29 protein-coding genes are annotated in these 25,226 nt (G+C 32.4%); 20 read left to right on the forward strand and 9 right to left on the reverse strand.

The features are described 5' to 3' along the window. Nucleotides 1-107: 107 nt before the first annotated feature. Nucleotides 108-584 carry an Lrp/AsnC family transcriptional regulator gene (locus K4897_RS06305; protein ID WP_019264920.1) on the reverse strand — a complete coding sequence of 159 codons (477 nt, stop codon included), beginning with the start codon at nucleotides 582-584 and terminating at the stop codon, nucleotides 108-110. 446 nt (nucleotides 585-1,030) lie between these two features. Beyond that, nucleotides 1,031-2,197 carry a tRNA (guanine(10)-N(2))-dimethyltransferase gene (locus tag K4897_RS06310; RefSeq protein WP_250415742.1) on the reverse strand — a complete coding sequence of 389 codons (1,167 nt, stop codon included), beginning with the start codon at nucleotides 2,195-2,197 and terminating at the stop codon, nucleotides 1,031-1,033. Between the two features lie 103 nt (nucleotides 2,198-2,300). On the opposite strand from K4897_RS06310, the gene K4897_RS06315 reads away from it, so the two are divergent. Further along, complete coding sequence (locus K4897_RS06315; RefSeq protein ID WP_019264918.1) at nucleotides 2,301-3,407, forward strand: DegT/DnrJ/EryC1/StrS aminotransferase family protein; 1,107 nt, start codon at nucleotides 2,301-2,303, stop codon at nucleotides 3,405-3,407. Between the two features lie 15 nt (nucleotides 3,408-3,422). Here the strand turns inward: K4897_RS06315 and K4897_RS06320 are convergent, their stop codons facing one another. After that, complete coding sequence (locus tag K4897_RS06320) at nucleotides 3,423-3,728, reverse strand: MTH1187 family thiamine-binding protein (protein ID WP_250415743.1); 306 nt, start codon at nucleotides 3,726-3,728, stop codon at nucleotides 3,423-3,425. 54 nt (nucleotides 3,729-3,782) lie between these two features. Between K4897_RS06320 and K4897_RS06325 the strand changes: the two genes are divergently transcribed. Continuing rightward, nucleotides 3,783-4,649 (forward strand): TIGR00269 family protein, encoded by an 867-nt coding sequence (locus K4897_RS06325; RefSeq protein WP_250415744.1) that lies wholly within the window; start codon nucleotides 3,783-3,785, stop codon nucleotides 4,647-4,649. On the opposite strand, the gene K4897_RS06330 is transcribed toward K4897_RS06325, so the two are convergent. From K4897_RS06330 to comB, 5 genes are all read right to left on the reverse strand, one after another. Then, nucleotides 4,617-5,558, reverse strand: coding sequence for a calcium/sodium antiporter (locus K4897_RS06330; RefSeq protein ID WP_019264915.1), 942 nt, complete (start codon nucleotides 5,556-5,558; stop codon nucleotides 4,617-4,619). The two genes, K4897_RS06325 and K4897_RS06330, sit on opposite strands and share 33 nt — an antisense overlap. Further along, nucleotides 5,551-6,888 (reverse strand): hemolysin family protein, encoded by a 1,338-nt coding sequence (locus tag K4897_RS06335; protein WP_019266695.1) that lies wholly within the window; start codon nucleotides 6,886-6,888, stop codon nucleotides 5,551-5,553. The genes K4897_RS06330 and K4897_RS06335 overlap by 8 nt, the downstream gene beginning before the upstream one ends. A gap of 30 nt (nucleotides 6,889-6,918) precedes the next feature. Beyond that, the gene (locus K4897_RS06340) at nucleotides 6,919-7,131 is read right to left on the reverse strand and encodes a DUF1922 domain-containing protein (RefSeq protein ID WP_019264913.1); all 213 of its coding nucleotides are present in this window, start codon (nucleotides 7,129-7,131) and stop codon (nucleotides 6,919-6,921) included. A 70-nt stretch (nucleotides 7,132-7,201) separates the two neighbouring features. Next, nucleotides 7,202-8,380 (reverse strand): TraB/GumN family protein, encoded by a 1,179-nt coding sequence (locus K4897_RS06345; RefSeq protein WP_250415745.1) that lies wholly within the window; start codon nucleotides 8,378-8,380, stop codon nucleotides 7,202-7,204. Between the two features lie 50 nt (nucleotides 8,381-8,430). Continuing rightward, nucleotides 8,431-9,123, reverse strand: coding sequence for a 2-phosphosulfolactate phosphatase (gene comB, locus K4897_RS06350; protein ID WP_019264911.1), 693 nt, complete (start codon nucleotides 9,121-9,123; stop codon nucleotides 8,431-8,433). A gap of 59 nt (nucleotides 9,124-9,182) precedes the next feature. Between comB and K4897_RS06355 the strand changes: the two genes are divergently transcribed. Further along, nucleotides 9,183-9,698, forward strand: coding sequence for a hypothetical protein (locus K4897_RS06355; RefSeq protein WP_019264910.1), 516 nt, complete (start codon nucleotides 9,183-9,185; stop codon nucleotides 9,696-9,698). A 50-nt stretch (nucleotides 9,699-9,748) separates the two neighbouring features. Next, on the forward strand, nucleotides 9,749-10,669 hold the full coding sequence (locus K4897_RS06360) for a methanogenesis marker 7 protein (RefSeq protein WP_019264909.1): 921 nt from the start codon (nucleotides 9,749-9,751) through the stop codon (nucleotides 10,667-10,669). A 14-nt stretch (nucleotides 10,670-10,683) separates the two neighbouring features. On the opposite strand, the gene mmp10 is transcribed toward K4897_RS06360, so the two are convergent. Next, a complete protein-coding gene (mmp10, locus tag K4897_RS06365) occupies nucleotides 10,684-11,931 on the reverse strand; it encodes a methyl coenzyme M reductase-arginine methyltransferase Mmp10 (protein ID WP_019264908.1) in 1,248 nt (415 codons plus the stop codon). A gap of 591 nt (nucleotides 11,932-12,522) precedes the next feature. Between mmp10 and mcrB the strand changes: the two genes are divergently transcribed. From mcrB to K4897_RS06445, 16 genes are all read left to right on the forward strand, one after another. Next, on the forward strand, nucleotides 12,523-13,854 hold the full coding sequence (gene mcrB, locus K4897_RS06370; RefSeq protein WP_004035807.1) for a coenzyme-B sulfoethylthiotransferase subunit beta: 1,332 nt from the start codon (nucleotides 12,523-12,525) through the stop codon (nucleotides 13,852-13,854). Nucleotides 13,855-13,882: 28 nt separating this feature from the next. After that, nucleotides 13,883-14,350, forward strand: a complete 468-nt coding sequence (gene mcrD, locus K4897_RS06375; RefSeq protein ID WP_004032915.1) for a methyl-coenzyme M reductase operon protein D — start codon at nucleotides 13,883-13,885, stop codon at nucleotides 14,348-14,350. Then, nucleotides 14,340-14,951, forward strand: a complete 612-nt coding sequence (mcrC, locus tag K4897_RS06380) for a methyl-coenzyme M reductase I operon protein C (protein WP_004035805.1) — start codon at nucleotides 14,340-14,342, stop codon at nucleotides 14,949-14,951. Before mcrD ends, mcrC begins: the two co-directional genes overlap by 11 nt. A 2-nt stretch (nucleotides 14,952-14,953) precedes the next feature. After that, complete coding sequence (gene mcrG / locus K4897_RS06385) at nucleotides 14,954-15,715, forward strand: coenzyme-B sulfoethylthiotransferase subunit gamma (protein ID WP_019264906.1); 762 nt, start codon at nucleotides 14,954-14,956, stop codon at nucleotides 15,713-15,715. 2 nt (nucleotides 15,716-15,717) lie between these two features. Continuing rightward, on the forward strand, nucleotides 15,718-17,373 hold the full coding sequence (gene mcrA, locus K4897_RS06390; protein ID WP_049780206.1) for a coenzyme-B sulfoethylthiotransferase subunit alpha: 1,656 nt from the start codon (nucleotides 15,718-15,720) through the stop codon (nucleotides 17,371-17,373). 220 nt (nucleotides 17,374-17,593) lie between these two features. Next, nucleotides 17,594-18,511 (forward strand): tetrahydromethanopterin S-methyltransferase subunit E, encoded by a 918-nt coding sequence (mtrE, locus tag K4897_RS06395; protein WP_019264904.1) that lies wholly within the window; start codon nucleotides 17,594-17,596, stop codon nucleotides 18,509-18,511. 13 nt (nucleotides 18,512-18,524) lie between these two features. Then, nucleotides 18,525-19,226 carry a tetrahydromethanopterin S-methyltransferase subunit D gene (gene mtrD, locus K4897_RS06400; protein ID WP_250415746.1) on the forward strand — a complete coding sequence of 234 codons (702 nt, stop codon included), beginning with the start codon at nucleotides 18,525-18,527 and terminating at the stop codon, nucleotides 19,224-19,226. A gap of 1 nt (nucleotide 19,227) precedes the next feature. Then, nucleotides 19,228-20,052, forward strand: coding sequence for a tetrahydromethanopterin S-methyltransferase subunit MtrC (gene mtrC / locus K4897_RS06405; RefSeq protein WP_019266691.1), 825 nt, complete (start codon nucleotides 19,228-19,230; stop codon nucleotides 20,050-20,052). A 15-nt stretch (nucleotides 20,053-20,067) separates the two neighbouring features. Further along, nucleotides 20,068-20,397 (forward strand): tetrahydromethanopterin S-methyltransferase subunit B, encoded by a 330-nt coding sequence (locus K4897_RS06410; RefSeq protein ID WP_019266690.1) that lies wholly within the window; start codon nucleotides 20,068-20,070, stop codon nucleotides 20,395-20,397. After that, nucleotides 20,398-21,117, forward strand: a complete 720-nt coding sequence (mtrA, locus tag K4897_RS06415) for a tetrahydromethanopterin S-methyltransferase subunit A (protein WP_019264900.1) — start codon at nucleotides 20,398-20,400, stop codon at nucleotides 21,115-21,117. Between the two features lie 13 nt (nucleotides 21,118-21,130). Next, a complete protein-coding gene (locus tag K4897_RS06420) occupies nucleotides 21,131-21,337 on the forward strand; it encodes a tetrahydromethanopterin S-methyltransferase subunit F (protein ID WP_019264899.1) in 207 nt (68 codons plus the stop codon). A gap of 12 nt (nucleotides 21,338-21,349) precedes the next feature. Further along, entirely contained in the window at nucleotides 21,350-21,592 is a 243-nt protein-coding gene (mtrG, locus tag K4897_RS06425) for a tetrahydromethanopterin S-methyltransferase subunit MtrG (RefSeq protein WP_019264898.1), read from the forward strand. A 12-nt stretch (nucleotides 21,593-21,604) separates the two neighbouring features. Further along, on the forward strand, nucleotides 21,605-22,543 hold the full coding sequence (gene mtrH / locus K4897_RS06430) for a tetrahydromethanopterin S-methyltransferase subunit H (protein WP_019264897.1): 939 nt from the start codon (nucleotides 21,605-21,607) through the stop codon (nucleotides 22,541-22,543). 116 nt (nucleotides 22,544-22,659) lie between these two features. Beyond that, complete coding sequence (locus K4897_RS06435; RefSeq protein ID WP_019264896.1) at nucleotides 22,660-24,129, forward strand: methanogenesis marker 14 protein; 1,470 nt, start codon at nucleotides 22,660-22,662, stop codon at nucleotides 24,127-24,129. Between the two features lie 21 nt (nucleotides 24,130-24,150). Beyond that, on the forward strand, nucleotides 24,151-24,768 hold the full coding sequence (locus K4897_RS06440) for a GTP--adenosylcobinamide-phosphate guanylyltransferase CobY (protein WP_019264895.1): 618 nt from the start codon (nucleotides 24,151-24,153) through the stop codon (nucleotides 24,766-24,768). A 61-nt stretch (nucleotides 24,769-24,829) separates the two neighbouring features. Then, complete coding sequence (locus K4897_RS06445; protein ID WP_011954228.1) at nucleotides 24,830-25,096, forward strand: PRC-barrel domain-containing protein; 267 nt, start codon at nucleotides 24,830-24,832, stop codon at nucleotides 25,094-25,096. Nucleotides 25,097-25,226: the final 130 nt, after the last annotated feature.

Here is a 25,226-nt window from a genome sequence, read left to right on the forward strand (position 1 = left end):
TTTTAAGCTTATTTTTGGCAATTTTTTACAAGTAAAAATAAGTTATTTGGTGTAATATTGTTTAAAGGAATGTTGTGATGGTTTGGTTTAATAAATTATAATTTAAGTTATAATATGTTTGAAGAACCCATATCTTCTTTTATAACGTCTAATACAGTTTGAGTATATGTTCTTTCTATATTAGGGTCTTTAACTAAATCTTTAATAAATGTGTTTAATTCATTGGTATCTTTGAATTTAGCTATTAAAAAAGCATCATACTCCCCAGTTACATCATAGATTCCAACTACATTTTTATTAAAGTAAGTTTTTTCTTCCCAGTTTTTGAGTTTTCCACCTTTAACCCTTACTCCAATTATGGTTGTGAGGACATATCCTAATATTTCATGGTCAATTACTGGTGAAAACTTTTTGATTACTCCGCTTTTAACCATTTTATCGATACGATTGTGAACAGTTCCAACAGATACATCTAAACTACGTGATATTTGTCTATAAGATGTTCTGACGTCTTCATTTATTATTTTCAAAATGTTAACATCAATATCATCTAATTTGATAAATTCTTTATTTTCATTAGCCATATTCATAACCTCTCTAAATGACTATATTAATTGCTTATCTGAATAAACAAATAATATAGGCATATTAATGTTTTATGTTTATATTATATAAATTATTCGTACATTTTTTAATTTTTTTAATATTATTTTAAATGGCATTCGGAAAATAATGGGTTTTGTTGTAAATCATTAGTTACATATTTTTGAATATAATTAGAATATTAATCATGTCTTTTTGTTTTTATTAAATTAATATACAATTGGCAGTATATTGTAAATTATCTATTTTTTTAAGTATTTTTTTAAATGATTATATTATAAGAAAAGTTATTATTGTATCAGCATATATTTTATTTTATTTTTATTAAAAAAAGGGATAGAGGTAAAACTATGGTTTATTTAGTGTTCGTAAATAATTCATAGGCTATATCTAGTTTTTTCACTATTTGTGTATTTTGAATATTTGTTTAATTTGATGATGACAAAGTTTTTATTATTTCCTTAATTTTTTTTAGTGGAGCGTTTGTTTTTATTCCAAGAGGGTTGAAATGTGTTTTAACAGCTTCAAATCCTTCTTTTTCAAGGTTGTCAAATACCAGATCTAATTTTGGTGCACTGATTTTTAGGAGTTTACAGATTTTGTGCACGTCATAGAATGTAGCAGGGCTTTTCGCTTCTACACGGCAACTTTCCAGTAGTTTTAAAACATCTTCTTTTGTATTCAATTTTTTATTTTCAGATTCTTCAATCATTTTTGAAATAAATTCTGCATTCTGAATATCTCCAAGCCATAAAGGTCCTGCCTGAATTAATTTTTCACCACATTCAGGACAGATATCTGGTGTAGATGTAGCTAATCCTTTATTCTGTTCTCTATATAGGCAATGTTTACAGTGACTGATGTATCCTATATTTTTTAAACATTCATCACTTTTTTTGGAACCTTTCTTAACTTCTATATATAATCTCATATAATGTTCAGTACTGTGGGATAATTTAACTTCTATGGATTTACTATATTTGGCCAGTGTAAGGGCTACAAATCCTGCCAATATACGGATTCCGGTTTCATGACAATATTCGCTTTTATAAGGTTTTGCATTGTATTTGCGAATACACGGTTCTTTGTAGGTTCCACATAATGCAGAAGTATCAGTAGCTGTAACACATAACAGTGAATTTCTACGTGAACAGTATCCTGCAGAGTCTAAAAATGGGGAAGGAGTTCCAAATGGATCAATGTCTATAACATCAAATTCTCCTCTGTGCATTCTTAAAAACATACTTGCATCATGTTGAAATATTTCAATGTCTTCCAAATTATTTAATTTAACATTATGTCTTTCATATTCATTTGCAGTTTCACTAATGTCATTTATAAAAACATGGTCCACTCCATTAATTTCATTTTTATAACGAACACCACGTATTCCACTACCTCCAAACAAATCACAAATGTTTATGTCTTGATTTTCTTGTTTTTGAAAAGTTTGAAGAGCTAAAATAGAAATGTCTCTATTTAATTCCATATGTGGATTGTAAAAAACAGGTGCCTCAGATGAAATTTTATCGAATTCGGGAAATTGAATTTTTGTTAATCCCTCTTCAACTGTTTTAATGTTATATTCGTCCATAGTTTATCACTTTTTTAAATAATCAAGTAATATTTTAAATATTATTAGATTTAAATATTATTGTAAGTTTAGATTAATCTATTTTTAAGATTTGGTGATATAAATGGCGGATATTAAAGTTCCAATTGCAAAACCAATAATTGGAGAAGAAGAAATTAAAAATGTTGTAGAAGTTTTAAAATCAGGAATGATTGCTCAAGGTCCTAAGGTAGCTGAATTTGAAGAAAAATTTGCTGCTTGGATTGGAACAAAATATGCAATTGCAACTAATTCAGGAACATCTGCTCTACATGTAGCGCTACTTGCCGCAGGAATAGGTAAAGGTGATGAAGTAATAACAACTCCATTTACATTTATAGCTACTGGAAATTCAATTGTTTACACTGGAGCAACTCCTGTTTTTGCAGACATTGATTTAAAAACATACACTATTGATCCGGATAGTATTGAAGCATTGATTAGTGATAAAACAAAAGCTATTTTACCAGTTCAATTATATGGACAATCTGCAGATATGGATAGAATTAATGAAATTGCTGATAAACACGGCTTAAAAGTTATTGAAGATGCAGCACAGGCTCATGGTGCAATGTACAAAGGTAAAAATGTAGGTGCACTTGGGGATGCAGGTTGTTTCAGTTTTTATCCTACTAAAAACATGACTACCAGTGAAGGCGGAATTATAACTACTGATGATGAGGAATTAGCTAAAAGAGCACGTATGTTCAGAGCTCACGGTTCCAGCATAAAGTATACTCATGATGAAATTGGTTATAATTTTAGAATGACTGATATTTCTGCAGCTATTGGCCTTGCACAATTAAATTCAATTGATGAATTCAATGATAAAAGAATAGCTAATGCAGAATATTTAAACGAAGGTTTAAAAGATGTTGATGGGGTTCTAACTCCTTATTCAAATGATGATTTAAAACACGTTTACCACCAATATACAATTTTCATTGAAAAAGGAAAAAGAGATGACTGGGTTAATTTCTTAACTGAAAAAGGTATTGGAACTGGTGTTCATTATCCTATTCCATTATATAATCAGCCAATTTATAAAAAATTAGGTATTGAAGGCAATGCACAGAATGCAGAACTTGCTGCAAATCATGTAATTTCTTTACCTGTGCATCCTTCATTAACACATAAAGATTTGGATTTAGTTATTGATGCTGTTAAACAAGCTAGTGACAGCTTTAACTAATTTTCTTTCTTTTTTTTATTTTAACATTTTATTTACTGTGTCAACTTTGGCATCTAAAGTTCTGTTTTCCAAATCACGTCTGTCATCAACTTTGATTACTGTATAAACTCTGCCAATTCCAGTTTTAAATACTGTTTCCTGAGCATTGGCTATTGCTTCATATAATTCTTTAAGGTTTTCAGCTTCTATTTGAGTTCCCATACCTGTTAACTGATAGTTAAGTCCTGAATCTTTAATAGCTTGAACAGCAGCAGTTACATATTCTTTACATTCAGTATCTTTAGTTCCAACAGGCAATATTGCGAAATCTGCACTTATCATTTTTAATTCACCTAGTAAAATTATTTATTTATCTTATTATAAATTTATTTAGTAATGGTTCAATTAAACAAAAATGAATTTAATGAAAAAATATTTACAAGAATTAATAATTTAATTCATGATTATAATTTAATAAATGAACATGAAATGATAGCTGTTGCATTGTCTGGAGGTAAAGACAGTGTTTTAACTTTATATGCTTTAAAAAATTATCAAAATTATTTGGATTTTGATTTAGTGGCTATTAGTGTTGATGAAGGTATTGAAGGATACCGTCAGCATGGTATTGATTCAGCTATTGATAATGCAGAAAAGTTAGATGTTGAATTAATTCAAAAATCATTTAAAACAGAAGAGGGATTTACACTGGATGATATTTACTCAGGATTTAAAAGTGCATGTATTCCCTGTGGCGTTTTTAGAAGAAATATTTTAAATAAAACTGCATATGAACTTGGGGCAGATAAAATAGCTACTGGTCATAATCTTGATGATGAAATTCAGTCTTTTTTAATGAGTTTTGCCCGTGGTGATTTAATTAAATTCTCAAAATTCGGCCCTCAACTTGATGTTATTCATCCAAAGTTGATTCCACGTATTAAACCATTGTGGAACACTCCTGAAAAAGAAGTTGGAACCTGGGCAATTTTAAATGATATTAATATTCATTTAGATGAATGTCCATATTCTCATTTATCTTTAAGAGCTAAAATTAAGGATTTTTTAAATAATAATGAGGATAAATATCCTGGAATAAAAAATAATATTATGGAATCCTTCCAGAAGATTTTAACCTTTGAAAGTGATATTCCATCTAATTTAAATGAATGCAGGTTATGTGGTGAACCTACATCTTCTGATATTTGTAAGGCCTGTGAGCTAAAGAAATTAATTTCTGAGAATCACGAATGCCATATATAATATGAATAATCCTAATAAGATTATTCCTTCTTTTCTATCAAATTTGTTATGTGTTTTACCAAATATAAAACATAAAATTGTAACAAATATCATTAAACCTAAGTCTATAATCATATTTGAACTTACTGAAATTGGAGTTATGGCACTGCTTAAACCCAGTACAAATAAAATATTGAATATATTTGATCCGATCACATTTCCTATAACCAGTTGGTTTTCATCTCTTTTTAGAGCTGTTAGGGAAGTTACAAGTTCCGGTAAAGATGTACCAATAGCTACAATTGTTAAACCAACTAATGTTTCACTCATTCCACAGGCCATTGCAATATATGATGAGGAGTTTACAACAAGTTGTGCACCAAGAATAATTGCAACAAGACCTATAATTACATAAACAATACTTTTTGGAAGGCCAAATTTTGGTTTTTCAACAAAATCCGCTCCTTTTGATTTTTTAGATGTATATACTAAATGAGCAGTGTATCCAATTATAAGGAGCAGTAATATAATTCCTTCAATTCTTGTTATATTCCAGCTAAGCAATATAAATCCGACAACAAGCAAAGTAACAATTAAAAGGAATGGGATGTCTTTGTCAAGTACATTTTCTCCAAGCTTTAACTCTTTAAGTAGGGCACAAATACCAATAATTCCTAAAATATTGAAGATATTACTTCCAACAATATTACTTACAGCTAGTGCATTACTTCCTTGAATGGACGCAGATATGGATACTGCAGCTTCAGGAGCACTTGTACCAAAAGCTACAATAGTTAATCCTACTACAAGTGTCGGAATTTTTAGAATAGTAGCTATATTACTTGATCCGCTTACAAAAATGTCAGATCCTTTTATTAAAATTGCAAATCCGACAACAAGCAATATGATTTGTATTAATAATTCAATCATTTTCCACATCTTCTGCTGTTTCTTCTTCTTGAGGACCTAAATCAGTTACAAGAATTTTATCAATTTGATGTCCGTCAATATCTATAATTTCAAAGCGGAATCTGTCCCATTCGTATACTTCATTTTCATTAGGAATTTTACCACTTAAACTTAAGATAAATCCTGCTATTGTAGTGTATTGATCTTCTTTTTCATCAGGGAACTCTTTTTCATAATCAAAAAGTTCTTTAAATTTGTCAATTTGGAATCTTCCATCAATTAACCATGTACCATCTATTCTTTGAGTAGCCATCGGGTCATCAGTTTCATCAATACCTGGAATATCTCCAACAATTCCTTCAAGTAAATCGTTTAATGTTATCAAACCTTCAACACTACCAAATTCATCAACAGCAAGAGCCATATGGACATATTCTTTGTTTTCTTTAAATTCTTTTAACAATTCTAATGTTTCAAGATTTTCAGAAACAACTAAAGGTTTTTTAATAATTGAATTGATATCAAATTTTTCTTCACTAAATAAAAGTGCCAAAATATCTTTTGCTTGAACAACACCGATGAAATCATCTAATTCTCCACTAGCTATTGGAAAAATGGATCTTTTACTTTCCATGATTTTGATTTCATTTACTCTTTTGTCATCTTCCAGATTAACCCAGATAATTTCATTTCTAGGAGTCATTATGGATTCAACTTTTTTATCATCCAATTTAAAGACTCTTTTAATGATATCTTCTTCTTCTTTTTCAATAGTTCCGTCTTCTCTTCCTTCTTCAATTAATAACTCGATTTCTTCTTCTGTAACTATTGATTCAGATGTACTTTTCATACCTACTGTCCATAAAACGAAATCAGTTGATTTAGCAAGAACTACACTAATTGGTCTACAGACTTTTGAAAGTATGGCCATACTTTTAGCTAATTTTAAAGAAACTTTTTCAGGGTTATTTAGAGCAATAACTTTTGGTACAATTTCTCCAATTACTAAAGTTAGATAAGTTGTAACAATAACAACTACTAAAATACTTATTGTTCCACTATAGGGGATATATGGTCCAATTAATTGGGATAATGGTTCAGCTAAAGTAGCTCCACCGTATGCACCAGTTAATATACCAATAAGTGTAATTCCTATTTGTACAGTAGATAAAAATTGATTTGGATCTTCTGCAAAGTCAATGATTATTTGGGCACTTTTATGTCCTTCATTCAATAATTTTTCTAATTTTGCTTTCTTTGTCGAAACAACAGCTAATTCAGCCATTGATAAAATCCCGGTAAGGATAATTAAAATTATTATTAATACTATTTCAAATATTACGTTAGCCATTTTTAAACAGACCTTTGTTAAAATTATAGATTATAAATCACTGGCTCTTTGAAAGTCAGTGTTTCCATATATTTCATCCTGCATTTCCTGAACTGCTAATGAAGCTTCTTCACGAGTTTCTACTTTTTTAAATATTCTGCGCTGTTTTACTTTGAGGGTTTTTCCACAAACACACTTGCGGGTAGCTACCCCTTCTTTTGCATACAATACTCTTCCGCAGTCACATCGAAATATGAAATACATAGTAATTAAATTCCATTAAAATTTTTTATTTAATAATTATGTAAGTATACTTTATAAAAATTATTATTTTTTATCCGCCAAATATTTTCATAAATAATGGTATAAAGACTTGTGAAGGCAATATAACAAGTGTAGCTAAACTGACTCCCAGATTAGTTCCAACTACAACAAGTAAAATTCTTACTATATTATTGTGCCATAAATCTTTTAAGCTTTCAACTTTAGTAAGATTGCCAATGTCTCTTTTTCTAACTTTCCTATATTTAGCTTCAACCAGTCCTGAAAACCATCCTGCTGCAAGTAATGGGTGAATAATAGTTAAAGGAGCCACTATTCCACCAACAACAGCGGACTGAATTTTTGATCCGGAAAGAATGGAACCGACAAATCCCATTATCATACTTATGACTATGAACTCATAAATGTTCCAGGTTATATTAATCCCGCTAATGTAGGCCAGAAAAAATATCACAATAAATAATATTGGAATTAAAGCTAAAATAACTTTAAACCATGGAATTCCTTTTTTTTCTTTAATAATTTCTAATTGACTTAAAGGAGGAATAGTTTCAGGATTGTCCAGATATCTGTTAATTCCTGGTTTATGTCCTGCACCTACAACAGCTATCACATGGTCTTGAGGGATTCTTAAAAGATTTCCTGCAAGATAAGCATCTCTTTCCTGTACAAGAACTTCATATACTTTTGGAGATTCATCTTTAAAGAATTCCATTAACTCATCAAGATTATCAGGATTTTTTAGCTCTTCAATATCAATTTCATCTTCTTCATCATCTGAAAAAATTGAAGTAAGTAAACTAAATGCAAATTTGAATTTTTCTACAAATCCCATCTTATTAAGAGCTCTTTGTAATGTTGTATTTATTTCTCTGTCAATTAATGCTATTGGAATTTCCAAATCTTGGGCAGCTTCAATAGCTCCAATCATTTCTGATCCGGGTTTTACATCAACATCTTCTCCGATTTTAGACTGGAAATATGAAAGAATTGTTGTAGCTAAAAATAGTCCGACTTTTTCTTCTTTAATAATTTTTGAAACAGAAATAGTGTCATCCTCTTTAATACCCATCATTTCATTTTTCAATCGAGTATATCTTCCTTTGTCTAATTCAATAGCTACTATTTCTGGATGTTGCTCATAAATTGCATTTTTAACTTCATCTACACTGTTTGCAGATACATGAGCAGTTCCTATTATGGTTAAACATTCTCTTTTCAAAAAAAACACATCTGTTAATATTAATGTTATAATATATATTTTACAATTTGTATATAAATCTAATCTTTAATTAATTTTAATATATTGTTTTCATAGACTGCCACATTTTCACTTATATTTTTTAACACGCAGCAATCAATATCTTTTTTAGATTTAAGTCTTGTTAGTTTTTTCCCGGAATTGCAAGTATAAAATCCTTCTTTCAGAGCATTATAATCTCTACTGGCCAGTATAGCTGCTTTTGCATAATCGCTTATTTCACAGTTATTATTTAGCTTATTACAAATCCAGTAAAGAATTTCACCAGCTGCTAAAAAGTCTTCCAGAGCAAAATTTCCTTTATAGCCTGCCATCACAACATCAATTTCATTTTCAGCTATTTTCACGCTTTTATAAGCTGCTGCTTTTGCATTTACCATAGATCCTACAAGAACAGTTGATTCCATATCCTTGAGAATTCGGGTTCCATTGCTGGTAGTTAATATAAGTGTTTCAATATCAGTCTTATAATTTTCAACATCTCTTGGCGAATTTCCAATATCAAAGCCTTCAACACGTTTTCCACTTCTTTCACCAGCTATCACTCCATTAACTTCTTTTTTTAACTCAAATGCTTCTTCTGGTGTGAAACAGGGGATGATTTTATTGAAGTTATTCAAAGCAAGTGTAATTGTGGTACTTGCCCTAAGTGCATCGACCATTATTGATGTATCTTTTGTTTGTGTTTTTTCAAAGCTTAATGTAATTTTCATGGTTCATATTTATAAAAATTAATTAATTTTAAATTTTACTTTTTATAATAATTATTAGTATGAAAATTGTCACAACACCTATGTGTGAAGAGCTTGTAAAATTGGTTGGAATAAAAAATTACAATGTTAATAAACACCCCACTAAGGATGATGGTAATCTGGCTATTTTATTGTCTGAAAGTAAGGTTGAAATAGACTCCATTCCAGTCAAAGTCAATTCATCAGCCCAAATTTTTGAAAGTATTAAAAAAATAGATTTTGACAGCCGGTTAACTGATGAGGAAATACTTTCATTTTTTGATGATTATCCGTTAGCTAAAAAATATCTTAATAATGATATCAAAAACAGCATTCACGTTAAAGTTTATTCTAACTTTTTAAAGGACACTGCTGAAAGTATGGGATTTGTTATTGATGATAAAAACTATGATTATGTAATATATCCCGATTATTTGGCTAATGAAGTTCAAAATGAAACTAAACCATTAATTGAGATTTCTTCACACAGTTTTGTATCTAAAAATCCATTTGCAAGACTTGAAAAAAGATATGAAATTTTGGAAAAGTTAATATAGAAATAATGTAAAAAACTTACTTAATAAAATTATATGAGGGATTTTTTAGCATGTATGAAACATTAACATATACTGGTGGAGTTCATAAAAGTGAAGAAGTCAAGGAGCTTATTGAAGATTTAGGTGGTTTCATTCTTCAAGAAAACATTTTACAAATGGAATTGGTTTTAAATTTAGCTATTCCTTTGGAAGATGTGGATATTATTAAAAACAAGGCTAAAGAATTGTTGGCTAAGGTAACAGTAGCTCCAATGGCAGGTTCTGAAATAGCTATTGTATCTCCAACACTTGCAAGGCATCATTTGCCTCATGCAGCATGTGATATTTCTGAATATTTGCGTGAATTCGGTGCTAAAGACAATATGATTGGTCTGGCCAGAGGAGACGGAAAAGGAACTTCTGGAATTACTGAAGAAGAAAAAAGCTTAATTGAAGAACATGATGTGGCTGTTTTCGCATTAGGCAGTTTTAAAAATTGTATTCAAGAAAAATCCTTTTTATATGATGATATTAATGTTCCAGTTATTGTAACTGGTGCTCCTGAAATCCCAATTGAAGAACTTCCAGGTGCTGATGCATATGTTGGCGGACTTGGCAGGATTCCAAGAAGGCTTAAAAGAGGTCCTGATATAAGAGCTCTTAATGATTTAGTGGATACTATTGAAATAATTTTAAATAATAAAAAAAGAGAAATGGCATTGGATCCACCACTTGTTCCTTCTATTGTAGTTAAAAATGCTATTGAAAATCAGGTTCCGGCTATTGAAGATGTTATATCTCCTGCACCGATTACTGTTCAACTTGACGGAGTTAGAGTAAAATTAAATTATGATAAATATCATGAATTAATTGAAAATGTAGTTATAGAAGGTAAAAAATTATCTGATTTGGCTGAAATTAAAAAATCTTTCATGTATGATTATATTTTAGTAAAAATCCATACTGAAAGTTCTATTATTGATGATTCTTAAATCATCTGCTTTTTTTATATTTTCATTCCAAAGAAGTTAATAGCATCTACCAAATCATTAAATTGAGTTAATTCTTCTTCAATAACATTTTCATCGGTTTTATCAAAACTAAGCTCTCCATCTATTGTTAAAGTATCTGGTCCACGCCCAACAATACGTTCTATACCGTCAGCACTTAAAATTCTCTCAGCATCTAATTGATGAACAAAAGCACGTCCTGGAATGATAACTGCCTGTTTTACTTCACTTAAATCAATCTGTTCCAAATCTTCTTTTGTAATTAAACAGGCTATCTCTTTTGGAACAGCTATTACATTTACATCCTCTGCATCTATTTTATCAAATATTTTACTTATGAATGGTGCAGCTATTTTAGATGTAATTATGGTAGCTTCTCCAGTTACTTTTTTAATAAACTGTAAAAATATTTCATTTTCATCTTTAGCTATTGCAAATGGCCCTCCTGTTTCAGGATCACATAATGGTGTTCCTGTTACTCTGAAGTTATATTCTTTATTGATTTCTTCGACTAAATGCCCAAATTCTTCAACAGGTTGCGATTCAATTCCTTTAAGAATAGGTTCGTTTCCTAAAATCAGTCCTTCATTAAATGTATTTGCAAATCGCATTAGGATAAATCCTTTAGCTCCCCATTCTTCTAAGGTATTGCATGTTTGTCTAAGTACATCACCATCATTAACTCCGGGAATTATTACTCCTGCTCCTGTTAAATCAACATTTTCACAAAAAATTTTACATGCTTTCAGAGCTTCTTCAGGTTTTTGATCTTTTACCCATTCTTTTCTGAGTTTGGGGTCTGTTGAAAAAACAGTAAATGTAACTTCATCAACACCGTTATTAATCAATCTGGAAGCTATTGCGCTGTCAGTAATGCCTTTTCCACATGTATATCCTAAGTGGGAATTAAGTGAAAACTGATTTAAATTAGCAGTTAAATTTTCAAGATAAGGATAGCAGCTAACATCTCCTCCTCCGCTGATATTTGCTTTAATAGTTTTTTCTCTAAAATTAGGTTGCATCATCAAAGCATTTTGAACTTCTGTAATTACTTCAAAGGGAGATTTAAATTCACTTTGTGAGTCGGTTATTCCTTTACTACATCTGTCACAGCCAATTTTATTAGGTAAACAGTGAGCACAGCCAAATGCTTTAACTTCTTTTACCTTTCTAAAGTAACAATATTTACAAAAACCATTACAATCTTTTCCAGGAATTCCTCCAACATCTGCTACAACTTGCATAATATTTTTATTATGTTTTTAGTATTATATAAAGTAATTTAGTATTACTTTGCCTATTTTTTATAATAATTTTGTTTTTCCTAAATCTTGATTATTTTACAGTATTTTTAATTAATAATAGTTTTTTGTTTAAAAAATTTATCATTTATTGTATTAATTTTATTCATTTTTGTATTATTGTAAATTTTGTTGGATATATTTTAGTAAATATTAATTTAACTGGTTTTTTAAAATAATAATTGTCTAATAATTGTTATATGATAATTTTAGATAGTAATTAATATCTTATTTTTCTAAATATTATTTTTAATTTTATTATCTCTGAAATAAATATGGGATATGTTATTTTTAAAGTATTACTTTTGACTTCATTTTTCCTAAGTTTTTAGGAACGCTTATTGTTAATAAAGTTTTCTAAATTATCCCATTGGTAATGTTTATATTATATCTTAATTAAAATAAGACTTGTATACCATATGGTTAGCTATCTTACAATTAATTATTGTGTATAGCTTTATCCAAATTTGTGTGAAAAATTTCACTCAAATGCAGGTGGTATATTAAATACTCTATTTAATTAGGAGGGAAAAAATGGCAAAGTTTGATGATAAAGTCGATTTATACGACGATAGAGGCTCATTAGTTGTATCTGATGTCCCAATCGAAGCTTTAAGTCCACTCAGGAACACTGCTATTCAAAACATTGTTAAAGGTGTAAAAAGAACTGTTGCAGTAAACTTAGAAGGACTTGAAAAATCTGTCAAAACCGGTTCAGTCGGTGGAGACAAATCCAAAATATTAGGAAGGGAATTGGATATTGATATTGTAGCAAATGCAGGTGCAATTGCAGAAAAAATGAAAGAAATGATACAAATTTCTGAAGATGATGATACTAAAGTTGAACCTATTTCCGGAGGTAAAAGATTATTAGTACAAGTTCCATCTAAAAGAATTGATGTTGCTGCAGAATACTCTGTTGCTCCATTATCTACTGCAACTTCATTAGTACAAGCTATTATTGATGTATGTGACGTAAGTATCTATGATGCAAACTTCGTAAAAGCTGCAGTATTAGGTAGATACCCACAATCCGTAGATTACAAAGGATCCAACATTGCTACTATGTTAGACATTCCACAAAAACTCGAAGGTGCAGGTTATGCATTAAGAGGTGTTAAAGCAAATGATTTTGCTGCTGCTACCTTAAAAAACACTTTCCAAGCTACTGCTTTAGCATCTATTTTCGAACAAACTGCTATGTTTGAAATGGGTGATGCTATTGGTGCATACGAAAGATTACACTTATTAGGTTTAGCTTACCAAGGTATGAATGCTGACAATATGGTTTTAGATTTAGTAAAAGATAATGCAAAAGAAGGTACTGTTGGTAGTGTTGTAAACGGAACTATCGCTAGAGCTGAAGCTGACGGAGTTATTGCTCCTCAAAAAGACTTAACCGATTTCTCAATTTATAACACTGATGACGCAGCTTTATGGAACGCATATGCTGCTGCTGGTGCTACTGCTGCTGTTATGGTAAACATTGGTGCTGCTCGTGCTGCTCAAGGTATTCCATCCACTTTATTATACTTCAATGATAACATTGAATTTGCTACTGGTTTACCAAGTATTGACTACGGTAGAGCAGAAGGTGTAGCTGTAGGATTCTCTTTCTTCAGTCACTCTATCTACGGTGGAGGAGGCCCTGGTCTCTTTAACGGTAACCACGTTGTAACCAGACACAGTAAAGGATTCTGTATCCCTTGTGTAGCTGCTGCTATGTCCTTAGATGCAGGAACACAACTCTTTTCACCAGAAGCAACTTCTGGTTTAATTAAAGAAGTATACAGTCAAGTTGATGAATTTAGAGAACCTCTCAAATATGTTGCTTTAGCAGCTGATGATATTAAAGGTGACATCTAATTAATTTAATATTTAAATCTAATTTTTCATGGACGGCAAAAAAATGGATATTGAAATATTCCCATATAGAGTGCTTGGAAGTGACACAACAGAAAAGTTGTTAAATGACATTGAATCACTTGAAGATGTTAAAAGGACTGTAATTCATGGTCCGAGATTTCCAAAAACTGAAGAAACTTTACCTCCACAATATAGGGAACGTAGAGTGATTAACATTAATGGCGAAGATGTTGTTCTTAAAGTTAAAACTGGCAGAATTTTTGTTGAACTGACAATGGAGTCTACAGTTAAAAAAATTGAAGAAATCTGCAAAAAGCATATTCCTTTTGGATTTGATATCAATCAGGACAAAACAAATTACATCAGAAAGGAAAGAACAGTTTCTGATAGAATTAAATATGGGGATGCAGATTTACCTGATGAATTAATTGGAATGACTGATCAATATTCAAGTTTTGAAGATCACGTAAATATTGTTAGAAAGGATGACTTTTAAAATGATTGGAAGATGTACTCACGTAGTTGATTGCAGAGCAACAGGTGGTATGGGTAAAGGCGGAGGTCTTGCACAAAGAGGCACATTTGCTGAATGTGGAGCTGAAGTTTTAGCTGTTGCTATGTCTCCAGGACGTAGACATATTACTAAACCTGTTTGTGAAATCACTTTCGGATTACGTGAATCCAATGTTTTAACTAGTACAATGGTATTAAATGCAGGTGCAGGTGTTCCTCATGATGCTCCGGCTTCTGGTGGTACCTTATTTGGTCTCACTGATAAGGAAGTGGAACAAATGAGTAATTTTAAATTACTTGTTATTCATTTAGGCGGAGTCAAAAATCATTTAATCTACAAAGCTAGATTGATTTTAAGGAATGTAAACAAGCCTTGTATTATCATTTGTGAATCTCCAGTTGACTGTGAAGATTTCGCCAAAATTGGTGTAAAAACTTCTAAAGTCATGCCATCTGAAGAGGATGTTAAAACAGAAGGACACATTGTTGATATTGTTAGTGGAGTTATTCGTGGAGAAACAATCTCACAGGAAAAATTAGATGAAATTATTAGAAAAGTTAAATTAGCATTAGGAGATGCATAATTATGGCACAAATTTATCCAGGTACTTCTCAGGTTGCTCAAAACAGAAGAAACTTTTGTAATCCAGATTACGAGTTAGAAAAGTTAAGAGAAATCTCTGATGAAGACGTAGTAAAAATATTAGGTCACAGAGCTCCAGGTGAAGAATACAAAAGTGTTCACCCACCATTAGATGAAATGGATGAGCCTGATGACATTGTAAGAGAATTAGTTACCCCTATTGCAGGTGCAAAAGCAGGGGACAGGATTAGATACATCCAATTTGTAGACTCAATGTACTTCGCACCAGCTCAACCTTACTTAAGAGCAAGGTCTTATTTAAACAGATTCAGAGGAATTGATACTGGTACTTTATCCGGAAGACAAGTTATCGAAGCTAGGGAAAGAGATATTGAACGTATTTCCAAATACCTCTTAGAAACCGAATACTTCGATACTGCAAGAACTGGTATTAGAGGTGCAGGTGTACACGGTCACTCTTTAAGGTTAGACGAAAATGGTTTAATGTTTGATATGCTTAGAAGACAAGTATTCAACAAAGAAACTGGTAATGTTGAAATGGTAAGAGACCAAATCGGTGTAGACTTAGACGAACCAGTAGTATTAGGTGAACCATTAGATGAAGAAACCTTAAAATCAAAAACCACAATTTACAGAATTGATGGTGAAGCATACAAAGATGATACTGAAGCTGTTGAAGTGTTAAAAAACATTCACGTATCCAGATCATTTGGTGCATTCAATCCAGTTGAAGGATGGGATTAAGTATGGCAGATAAAAAATTCTTAGATGCAATGAAAAACAAATTCAGTGAAGATCCAACTGATAAAAGAACCACTTTCTATAACATGGGCGGTTGGAAACAATCTGAAAGAAAAAGCGCATTCGTAAAAGAAGGTAAAGAAATCGCTGAAAAAAGAGGAATTCCAATGTACAACCCAGACATTGGTACTCCTTTAGGTCAAAGGGCTTTAATGTCTTACCAATTATCTACTACTGATACTTATGTAGAAGGTGATGATTTACACTTCATTAACAACGCAGCTATCCAACAAGCTTGGGACGATATTAGAAGAACTGTAATTGTAGGTTTAAACACTGCTCACAACGTTCTTGAAAAAAGGTTAGGTATTGAAGTAACTCCTGAAACTATTACTGAATACTTAGAAACTGTAAACCACGCAATGCCTGGTGCAGCAGTAGTTCAAGAACACATGGTAGAAACTGACCCATTAGTAGTACAAGACAGTTATGTTAAAGTATTTACTGGTGACGATGAATTAGCTGATGAAATTGATTCAGCATTCGTTTTAGACATCAACAAAGAGTTCAATGATGAACAAGCAGCAGCTTTAAAAGAAGAAGTTGGTGGAAGTGTATGGCAAGCTGTAAGAATTCCTGCTATCGTAGGAAGAGTTTGTGACGGAGGTACTACCTCAAGATGGTCTGCAATGCAAATTGGTATGTCAATGATTTCTGCATACAACCAATGTGCTGGTGAAGGAGCTACTGGTGACTTCGCATACGCATCCAAACACGCAGAAGTTATTCACATGGGTACTTACTTACCTGTAAGAAGAGCAAGAGCAGAAAACGAGTTAGGTGGAGTTCCATTTGGTTTCATGGCAGATATCTGTCAAGGTTCCAGAGTTTACCCTGATGACCCTGTACGTTCCACTTTAGAAGTAGTAGCATTAGGTGCTGCACTTTACGACCAAATCTGGTTAGGTTCTTACATGTCTGGTGGTGTAGGATTCACCCAATATGCTACTGCAGCATATACTGATGATGTATTAGATGACTTTACTTACTATGGTAAAGACTATGTAGAAGACAAATATGGTGGATTAACTGAAGCACCTAACAACATGGACACTGTTCTTGATGTAGGTTCTGAAGTTGCATTCTACGCATTAGAACAATACGAAGAATACCCAGCATTACTTGAAACTCACTTCGGTGGATCTCAAAGAGCTTCCGTAATTTCCGCAGCAGCTGGTGCATCTACTGCATTCGCTACTGGTAATGCTCAAACTGGTTTAAGCGCATGGTACTTAGCTATGTACTTACACAAAGAACAACATTCCAGATTAGGATTCTACGGTTACGATTTACAAGATCAATGTGGTGCAGCTAACGTATTCTCCATCAGAAATGATGAAGGTTTACCACTCGAAATGAGAGGACCAAACTATCCTAACTACGCAATGAACGTAGGTCACCAAGGTGAATACGCTGGTATCGCTCAAGCTCCTCACGCAGCTCGTGGAGATGCATGGGCTTTCAACCCATTAATTAAAATCGCATTTGCTGATAAAAACTTAGTATTTGACTTCTCAAAAGTTCGTGAAGAATTTGCTAAAGGTGCATTAAGAGAGTTCGAACCATCTGGTGAAAGAACTGTCATCACCCCAGCAAAATAAATTTAAACAAATAGGTTAAATAGGTGATTTTTCACCTATTTATTCCTTAAATTTAAGTATACCTTAAAATTTTTTAGTAAAACATTTATATTAATATTGAAAGAAAGTTAAGTATCAATAGAAAAAAATTCTGTTGGTATCATTTAATTGATTTTTATATGGAATAAAAATCATAATTTACCACATATATTCATTATGGGATATATATCACGTTTATTAAATGATCAATTTAATAAAAAATATGGAGGAAAAAATTATGGACCCTATAACATTAGGTGTTGTCGCATTAATGGGTGCAGTTGCAACTATTGGTGGTGCTGCTGAGGATATTGAGTCTGATATTGGTTCTCAAAGTAACCCTAACTCTCAAGTTCAACTTGCTCCTCAAATGGGACATTTACATCGTATGATAAACAAAGCGGCTTCTGGTGAACCAGTCGCTTATGGTGTTTGGTGTGGTGTTGCTGGATCTATTGCATATGTATTAATGACTTTAGGAATTACTAATGATTTATTTGCTATTGCAGCAGGTTCTTGTGTCGCTGCTTTTGTTCACAGTATTTATACTATTACTGCTCACATGGGTAGGATTGTTGGTCAATCTCAATTTGAACAACCATTATTTATGGATGTATTGACTCAATCTTTAGGACCTATTGCTGGACATGGATTTATAACTACATTTTGTCTTGTTGGAGTTTCATATTTAATGACTATTCCATTAAATGGTACTCCGTTACACGCATTCCCATTACCACTTTTAGCAGTGCTTTGGGGTATTACTCTTGGAGCTATCGGTTCTTCAACTGGGGATGTTCACTACGGTGCTGAAAGTGAATATCAAAAATTCGAATTTGGTGGAGGAACTCCTGTAGCTATTCAAGGAGATATAGTTACTAAAGCACCAATGGGAGCAAAAAATTCCCTTGATGTAGGTAATTTCTGTGTTAAATTTGGTGGACCTTTAACAGGTTTATGTTTCGGTCTTGTAGTATTCTTTAGTTTCTGGAATTCAGTTGTATTTGGATTATACGGCGGATTAGTTGTTGGTTTCATTATTGTTCTTATTTTAATATTAATGAACGACAAATTAGAAAGATTCGCAAGAAAACAATACGGACCATATGAGGAAGAATAAGGAGGTTTCGATTATGGATCCAATTTCAATTATTTTATTTGTCGCTATAGGCGGTGTTATGATTGGTGCAGGTGTGCACTTTATTCCTGTAGGAGGAGCTCCTGCAGCTATGGCAACAGCTACTGGTGTAGGTACTGGTACTGCTATGTTAGCTGCTGGTGCAGGTTTAACAGGTCTTATTGGTGCAGCTACTATGACAGGTCAACCTTGGATTATAGTTGGTATTGGTGGTGCAGTAGGTGCTATGATTATGTTAGCTATCACCATGCTTATTGCTAATTATATTTATGTATATGGTGTAGGTATTGTACCTGCAGCATCTAAAACCGTAGTTGACCCTATTACTAAACGTAATCAAGAGAAATATAAAACTCCGGGTACTGAAGGACACGGTGTTCCATGTGTATGTTTCATTAGTGGTCTTATAGGTGCTGCTTTCGGTGGTTTTGGAGGAGGTTTAATCTACTATGCTATTTATGATGCTGTACAATCTGCTTCTTATTTCTCTAGTGCTGCTGTAAGTATTGGTTTAGCTGCTATGTTAGGTACTGGTGTTTTCTTTATTAACTCTGTTGTTGCTTCTTATAATATTGGTGGTACCATTGAAGGTATGCATGATCCTAAATTTAAAAGGATTGGTACTGGAGCATTAGCTTGTGCTATAGCATCAGTTGTAGTCGGAATATTCTGTGTATTATTAACTGGAGGTATTTAAAATGTCTGCTGGTGGAAGTGCTGATGGTGCACATAGTTCAATTAATGGTAATCATTTATTACTTTTAGGTATTATTGGTGGATTAGTAGGTATTTACTTATGTAATATTAATGGTATTATAGGCCCTGTTCTTGCAGGTCTTGGTACTGTATGTGCTACTGTATGGGGAGCAAATGCTATTCGTAGTGTAGCAAGTTATGGTTTAGGTACTGGTGTTCCTTCTATTGGTTACATGTGTTTATCCATTAGTATTATTGGTGTTTTAGCTGGTCTTGCTTTAGGTTTCATATTCCCAGATATCCCTATGATGAGTACTTTAGGACCTGTTATAGGTTTAATATTTGCTATGATTATTGCAACTATTGTAGGTTTAATTGCTACTAAAATTGTTGGAATGAAAATCCCAATTATGGTAAGATGTACTGCTGAAATTGCAGGTGCAGGTGCTTTAGCTGTTTTAGGTTTATCTGCTGCTGTAACTGGATCTTACGATGCTACTGATATTTTCAACCATGTTGTAGCTAACGGGTTCATTGCATTATTCTTTATAATGTGTACTATGGCAATTCAACATCCTTTCAATGCATGTTTAGGTCCAAATGAAGATCAATCCAGGACTCTTAAATGTGCTACTTCAACTGCATTTTTATCTATGATGATTACTGGTTTAGTATCATCTGTTGCAGGTGACGTATTCGGTTGGTTAGCTGTATTCATTGTTGGTTTAATAGGATGGATTATCTCTTTCAGAGCATTTGTTAAAGCTTCATATGATGCTGCAGCTTCAGTTAAATGGGCTGGTTTATGGCCAAAAGTAGAGGAATGATAGGAGGTTTTATATATGGCTCAAATGTTACCTATGATTCAAATTGTACCTGATATGAATCTTGCTTTAGATCCAGTTTCAGGTGTTATTGGTGCATCTTTAGGTGGGGGAGTTATCCTTTTATCTATGGATGAAGTAAACGAAGAAGTAGCAAAAATTCAAGGTGCTGCTGATGAGTTAGTAAGCTCTTTAGATCCTCATACTAGTCCTGTTGGTGCTTATCCTGGAAGGGATGGTTCTTATCTTACTGCTGGTATGTTAACTAATGTTGTTTATGGATTTTTATTAGCATCATTTATTATATTTGCTGCATTACCACTTTTAATGAGATGGGGGGTTTTATAGATGGCTGATAAAAAAGAACCAGCAGCTGGCTGGCCGGTTATTAGTGGGGACTACATTGTAGGAGATCCTGAAAGTCCTGTTGCAGTAACAACATTAGCTTCACATATTGAAGCAGAACTTTCTGGAGCAGCAATCGCAGGTCCATGTAAAACAGAAAATTTAGGTGTAGAAAAAGTTGTTGCAAACATTATATCTAATCCTAATATCCGTTTTTTAATTTTAGCTGGTGCTGAAGTACAAGGTCATATTACAGGTCAATCTTTCAAAGCATTACATGAAAATGGTGCAGACCCTGATAAAAAGAAAATTATTGGAGCAACTGGTGCAATTCCTTTTGTTGAAAATGTTCCTTTAGATGGTGTTGAAAGATTCCAACAACAATTAGAAATTGTTGATTTAATTGACACTGAAGATGTTGGAGCAATCCAAGCTAAAATTAATGAATGTGTTGAAAAAGACCCTGGTGCTTTTGAAGAAGAAGCAATGGTTATTTCTGTCGAAGGTGACGATGGAGATGAAGATGAAGGAGAAGAAATTAAAGTTGTTTCAGCTGAAACTGCTCTCATTGAAGCAAGAATGAGAAATATCAATACTAAAATAGATATGGTAGGATCAATTCAAAGAAACCTTGCAGGTAATTATGCTGGTAAAGTTCAAGGTATTATGATTGGTTTAGCATTCTCTTTAGTAATTGGAGCTTTATTCTTAGGTCTAATTTAAGGAGGCATGAAATATGGTACAAATTTCTAATAAACCTAATATAAACGGCATTAAAAATGCTTCTGAAGATGCTGATTACAGTTCAAAACTCATTGCAAGGGAAGGAAAACTTTTCGCAGGGTTATTAGCAACTAGGACTCAAGGTTTCGCTATTGGTATTCTTTTAGCTGTTATTTTACTAGTTCTTATTCCTGCTATTGTAAAATTATGTGGAATGTAGAGGTGTTTATATATGAGTGATGAAGAAAAATCAATACCTCAAGTAATGGTTTCATCAGATGATTTAAAAGATATCATCGCTAAATTAGATGATGCTGAAGAAAAAGTGGATTTTACTGTGGGGGAATATTATCAACGTTTAGGTCAACAAACAGGTAGAGATGTTGGTATTTTATACGGTTTAATAATCGGTTTATTAATTTTAGTAGTAGTTATGAAATTCAATTTACTTACATTAATAGCTGCTATATTATAGGAGGATTGCGTAATGTTTAGATTTGATAAAGAGCAAGTTGTATTTGACTTTGCTGGTGTAAAAATGGGAGGTCAACCAGGGGAATATCCTACTGTATTAGCAGGTACTATTTTCTACGGTGGACACAATATTATTAGTGATGAATTAACAGGTGATTTTGATAAAAGTAGAGCAGAATCTTTAGTTAATGACATGGTTGAAATGTCTGATGTAACAGGTAACCCATGTATTGTACAAGTTTTCGGTCAAACTGAAGAAGCTATTGTAAAATACATTGAGTATATTGGTGATATCTGTGATAAACCATTCCTTATAGATTCTACTTCCGGTGATGCTAGAGTTGCTGGTGCACAATATGCTGATGAAGTTGGTTTAACTGAAAGAGCTATTTACAACTCCATCAACATGGCTGCAGATAAATCAGAATTGGATGCTCTTGCAGAAACTGATATCTCTGCTTCCATTATCTTAGGTTTCAACCCAATGAATGCTACCGTTGACGGTAAAATGGCAATGTGGGAAAACGGAGATGATGGAGCTTACGAAAAAGGTTTACTTGAAGTAGCTGCTGATTGTGGTATCGACAAGTTCATGATGGATACTGCAGTTACTCCATTAGGACAAGGTGCAGGTATTGCTGCAAAAACTACTTTTGCAGAAAAAGCTAAATGGGGATATCCAGTAGGTTCTGGTATTCACAATGTACCTTCTGCTTGGGATTGGTTAAGAGACTACAAAAAAGCTGGAAACAAAACTGCTTACACTGTTTGTGATATTGGTGCAAACATTGTTCAAGTTATGACTGGTGGAGACTTCGTTCTCTTTGGACCTATCGATAACGCTAAAATAGCATTCCCTGCTGTAGCACAAACTGATATGTTCATTGCAGAAGCAGCTGCTGACTTCGGTACTGAAGCTGTTGAAGATCACCCAATCAACAAATTAGTATAGATTAGTTTATTCTAATCTATTCTCTTACTTTTTTTCAAATTCATTTAATAAGATTTATATTATTATAAAAAGATATTATTAACTAACTTTTAATACAGTTTATTGAGGTTTGAATAATGTCTTTTTTAGGTAAAATTTTTAATAAAGGTCCTAAACCTATAATAGCTAAGTCTCATGAAGGAAATTTAGATTCTTTAAGGGCTAATAGGGCTGGACCGCAAAGTCCTGGTGCTGTTAAAAAACCAGATGTTTTTTATGTAACTGCTTCTGTAGAGTTAGGTAACACTACAACCAAATGTATTGTTATGGCTACTAATTTAAACACTAGTGAATGTTATCTGCTCAATAAAACAGTGAAAATGACTAGAGATATTCGTCCGCCTAAACCTAATGAAGAAGTTTTTGGTAAAACTGTTTGGGGTATTGAACTTTCAAAAGAAGCTGTTGCTGATTTAATTAAGGATACGGTTTTGGAATCTTTAAAAAAAGCTCATGTTGATAAAGATAATGATTTGGATTTTGTAGTTAGATCTACTGGTGTAACTGCAGGTTTTGCTACTGCTGAAGAAGCAGGCCAATTAGTTATTGCATTAGCTGACGGCTGTTTAGATGCAGGCATCCCACCAAGAAAAATGTCTCCTGCTATGAGTGTTTCCCAACTTCCTGAAAGATTGCAAAAACATTCTCTTTTAAATAATGTAATGTTTGATGGTGCTGTAGTTAGTGTTGTTCCTCCTAAAGGTAAGGAAACTGTTGCAAATGAGATGGAAGGTGAACTTGTTACTGCAGGTATTAAATTAGGAGCTAAATGGACTGATGTTGATTATAGAAATCCATGTATTTCTTTAGATTTCGGATCCACATTAGCTGGCCGTATTGTTAATGATAATCAGCCTTATGCAAATACTGTAGGTAATTTTTTAGGTTTGGCTGGTGTAGTTAGTGATTCTTTAGCTAGAGGTTCCGGTGAAATTGATAAGAATAATGGAGCTGCTTTAGATTTGTATTCTGATAAATTGATTAAGAAAGCCAATACTAAAAAAGCTCAAGCTAATGCTGAAGAAGCTCATAAATTAATTGATATTCGTAAAGTTCCTATGGATGTAGATAGATTCGGTACTGTTCCATTAGATCCTGTTGCTTCTGAAAATGCAGGTACAACTTTAATTGGTTGTGATGTAGGTGTTAATGGTGATAAATTAGAAGATTTAATGGATCTTGGAGCTAAATTCTATGACAGAGATGGTCTTCCAACATTATTGTCTACTATGGATTATGTAAGTACTAAAATTGTTACACGTGTTTTGGATGTTGCATTTGAGGAAAATGTTGTTACTCCCGGTTCTGCATTAGGTATTACTGGAAGAGCAGGTATTACTGGACGTAAACCACAGCTTATTTTAGAAGCGGTTCAGGATAAGTTTGATAAAGTTGTATTTGTTGAAGACGGTTTGGCTTTAGGTTCAGCTATTATGGCTCGCTGTATGAATTCTATGGGAACTCAAAAATCACCTATTGGGGGCTGCCAAGGTCAAAAATGTATTCTCGGTAAGAGGATGAAATTACAGGGCAGCAAATATGCATAATTGATTCTAAAGGTTTTTGTCATGATTTATGCTATTGTTATGGCTGGAGGTAGGGGAACTCGTCTGAAAGTTGATGTTGAAAAACCTCTATTTAAATTACATGGCAAACCTTTAATTAAATATGTTCTTGATAATATTTCTTCATCTAAATTAGTTGAAGATGTTGTTATTGCTGTAAGTTCCCATACTCAAGAAACAACCAAATATTTGGAATCATTAAATGGAAATTTTCAAATTTTAGACACTAGTGGAATTGATTATTTAAATGATTTGTCTTATATTCTAACTCTTTTTGAGTCTGAATCAAAAAATGATATCTTATTATTTATTAATGCAGATTTACCGTTTATTAGTGGTGAAACTATTGATTTTGTATTGACTAAATATTTGGAATCTGCTAAAGATTCTTTGTCTACTCAGGTTCCTGTTGAAATTTTTAAAAAATTAGATTTGGAATATTCCTATGAATTTAATGGCAGTGTACCTTCTGGTTTGAATGTTTTAAGAAGTGTTAATGAAATTCAGGAGGAGGAGCAACTTATTTTGCCTAAAATTGAATTGGCATTAAATATTAATACCCTTAAAGACAGTATTGTTGCTGAAAAATTTTATCAGGCTTTCATTAATAAAACTATTTAAATTTAAATATGATGAAATTAAAATATTTTATATAATTAATGAAAATTTGTCAGGTGATGTGATGGAAAATAAACAAATTCCCAAAAGAGAAGAAAAGTTATGGAGCGAAATTAAAAATTATCAGGTAGCTACTAATAATGCTCGTATTCTTGGTGTCTTAGATGAATTAATTATCAACGAAAAAACTGGAAAAATTGTTGATATAGCTATTAGGGTAGAAAGCGGTCGCAATATTCATGTTAAAGGTGCTAAAAGAAATGGAGATATATTATTAGTTCCTTTTGCTAAAGTAGAAAAAGTCGGTGAATTCATTATTGTAACTGAATAATATTATTTTTCAGTTACCATGTCTATTTTTTTTATTTAAATTGCTTCTTTTTGGTTGAGCATTAACTTTTTTTAAAACATTTGTATGTAAGATTTATAATTATAACATATTTATATATCTTAATTTAAAT

It is taken from the genome of Methanobrevibacter sp. TLL-48-HuF1 (genome assembly GCF_023617305.1).
Taxonomy (GTDB): Archaea; Methanobacteriota; Methanobacteria; order Methanobacteriales; family Methanobacteriaceae; genus Methanocatella; species Methanocatella intestini.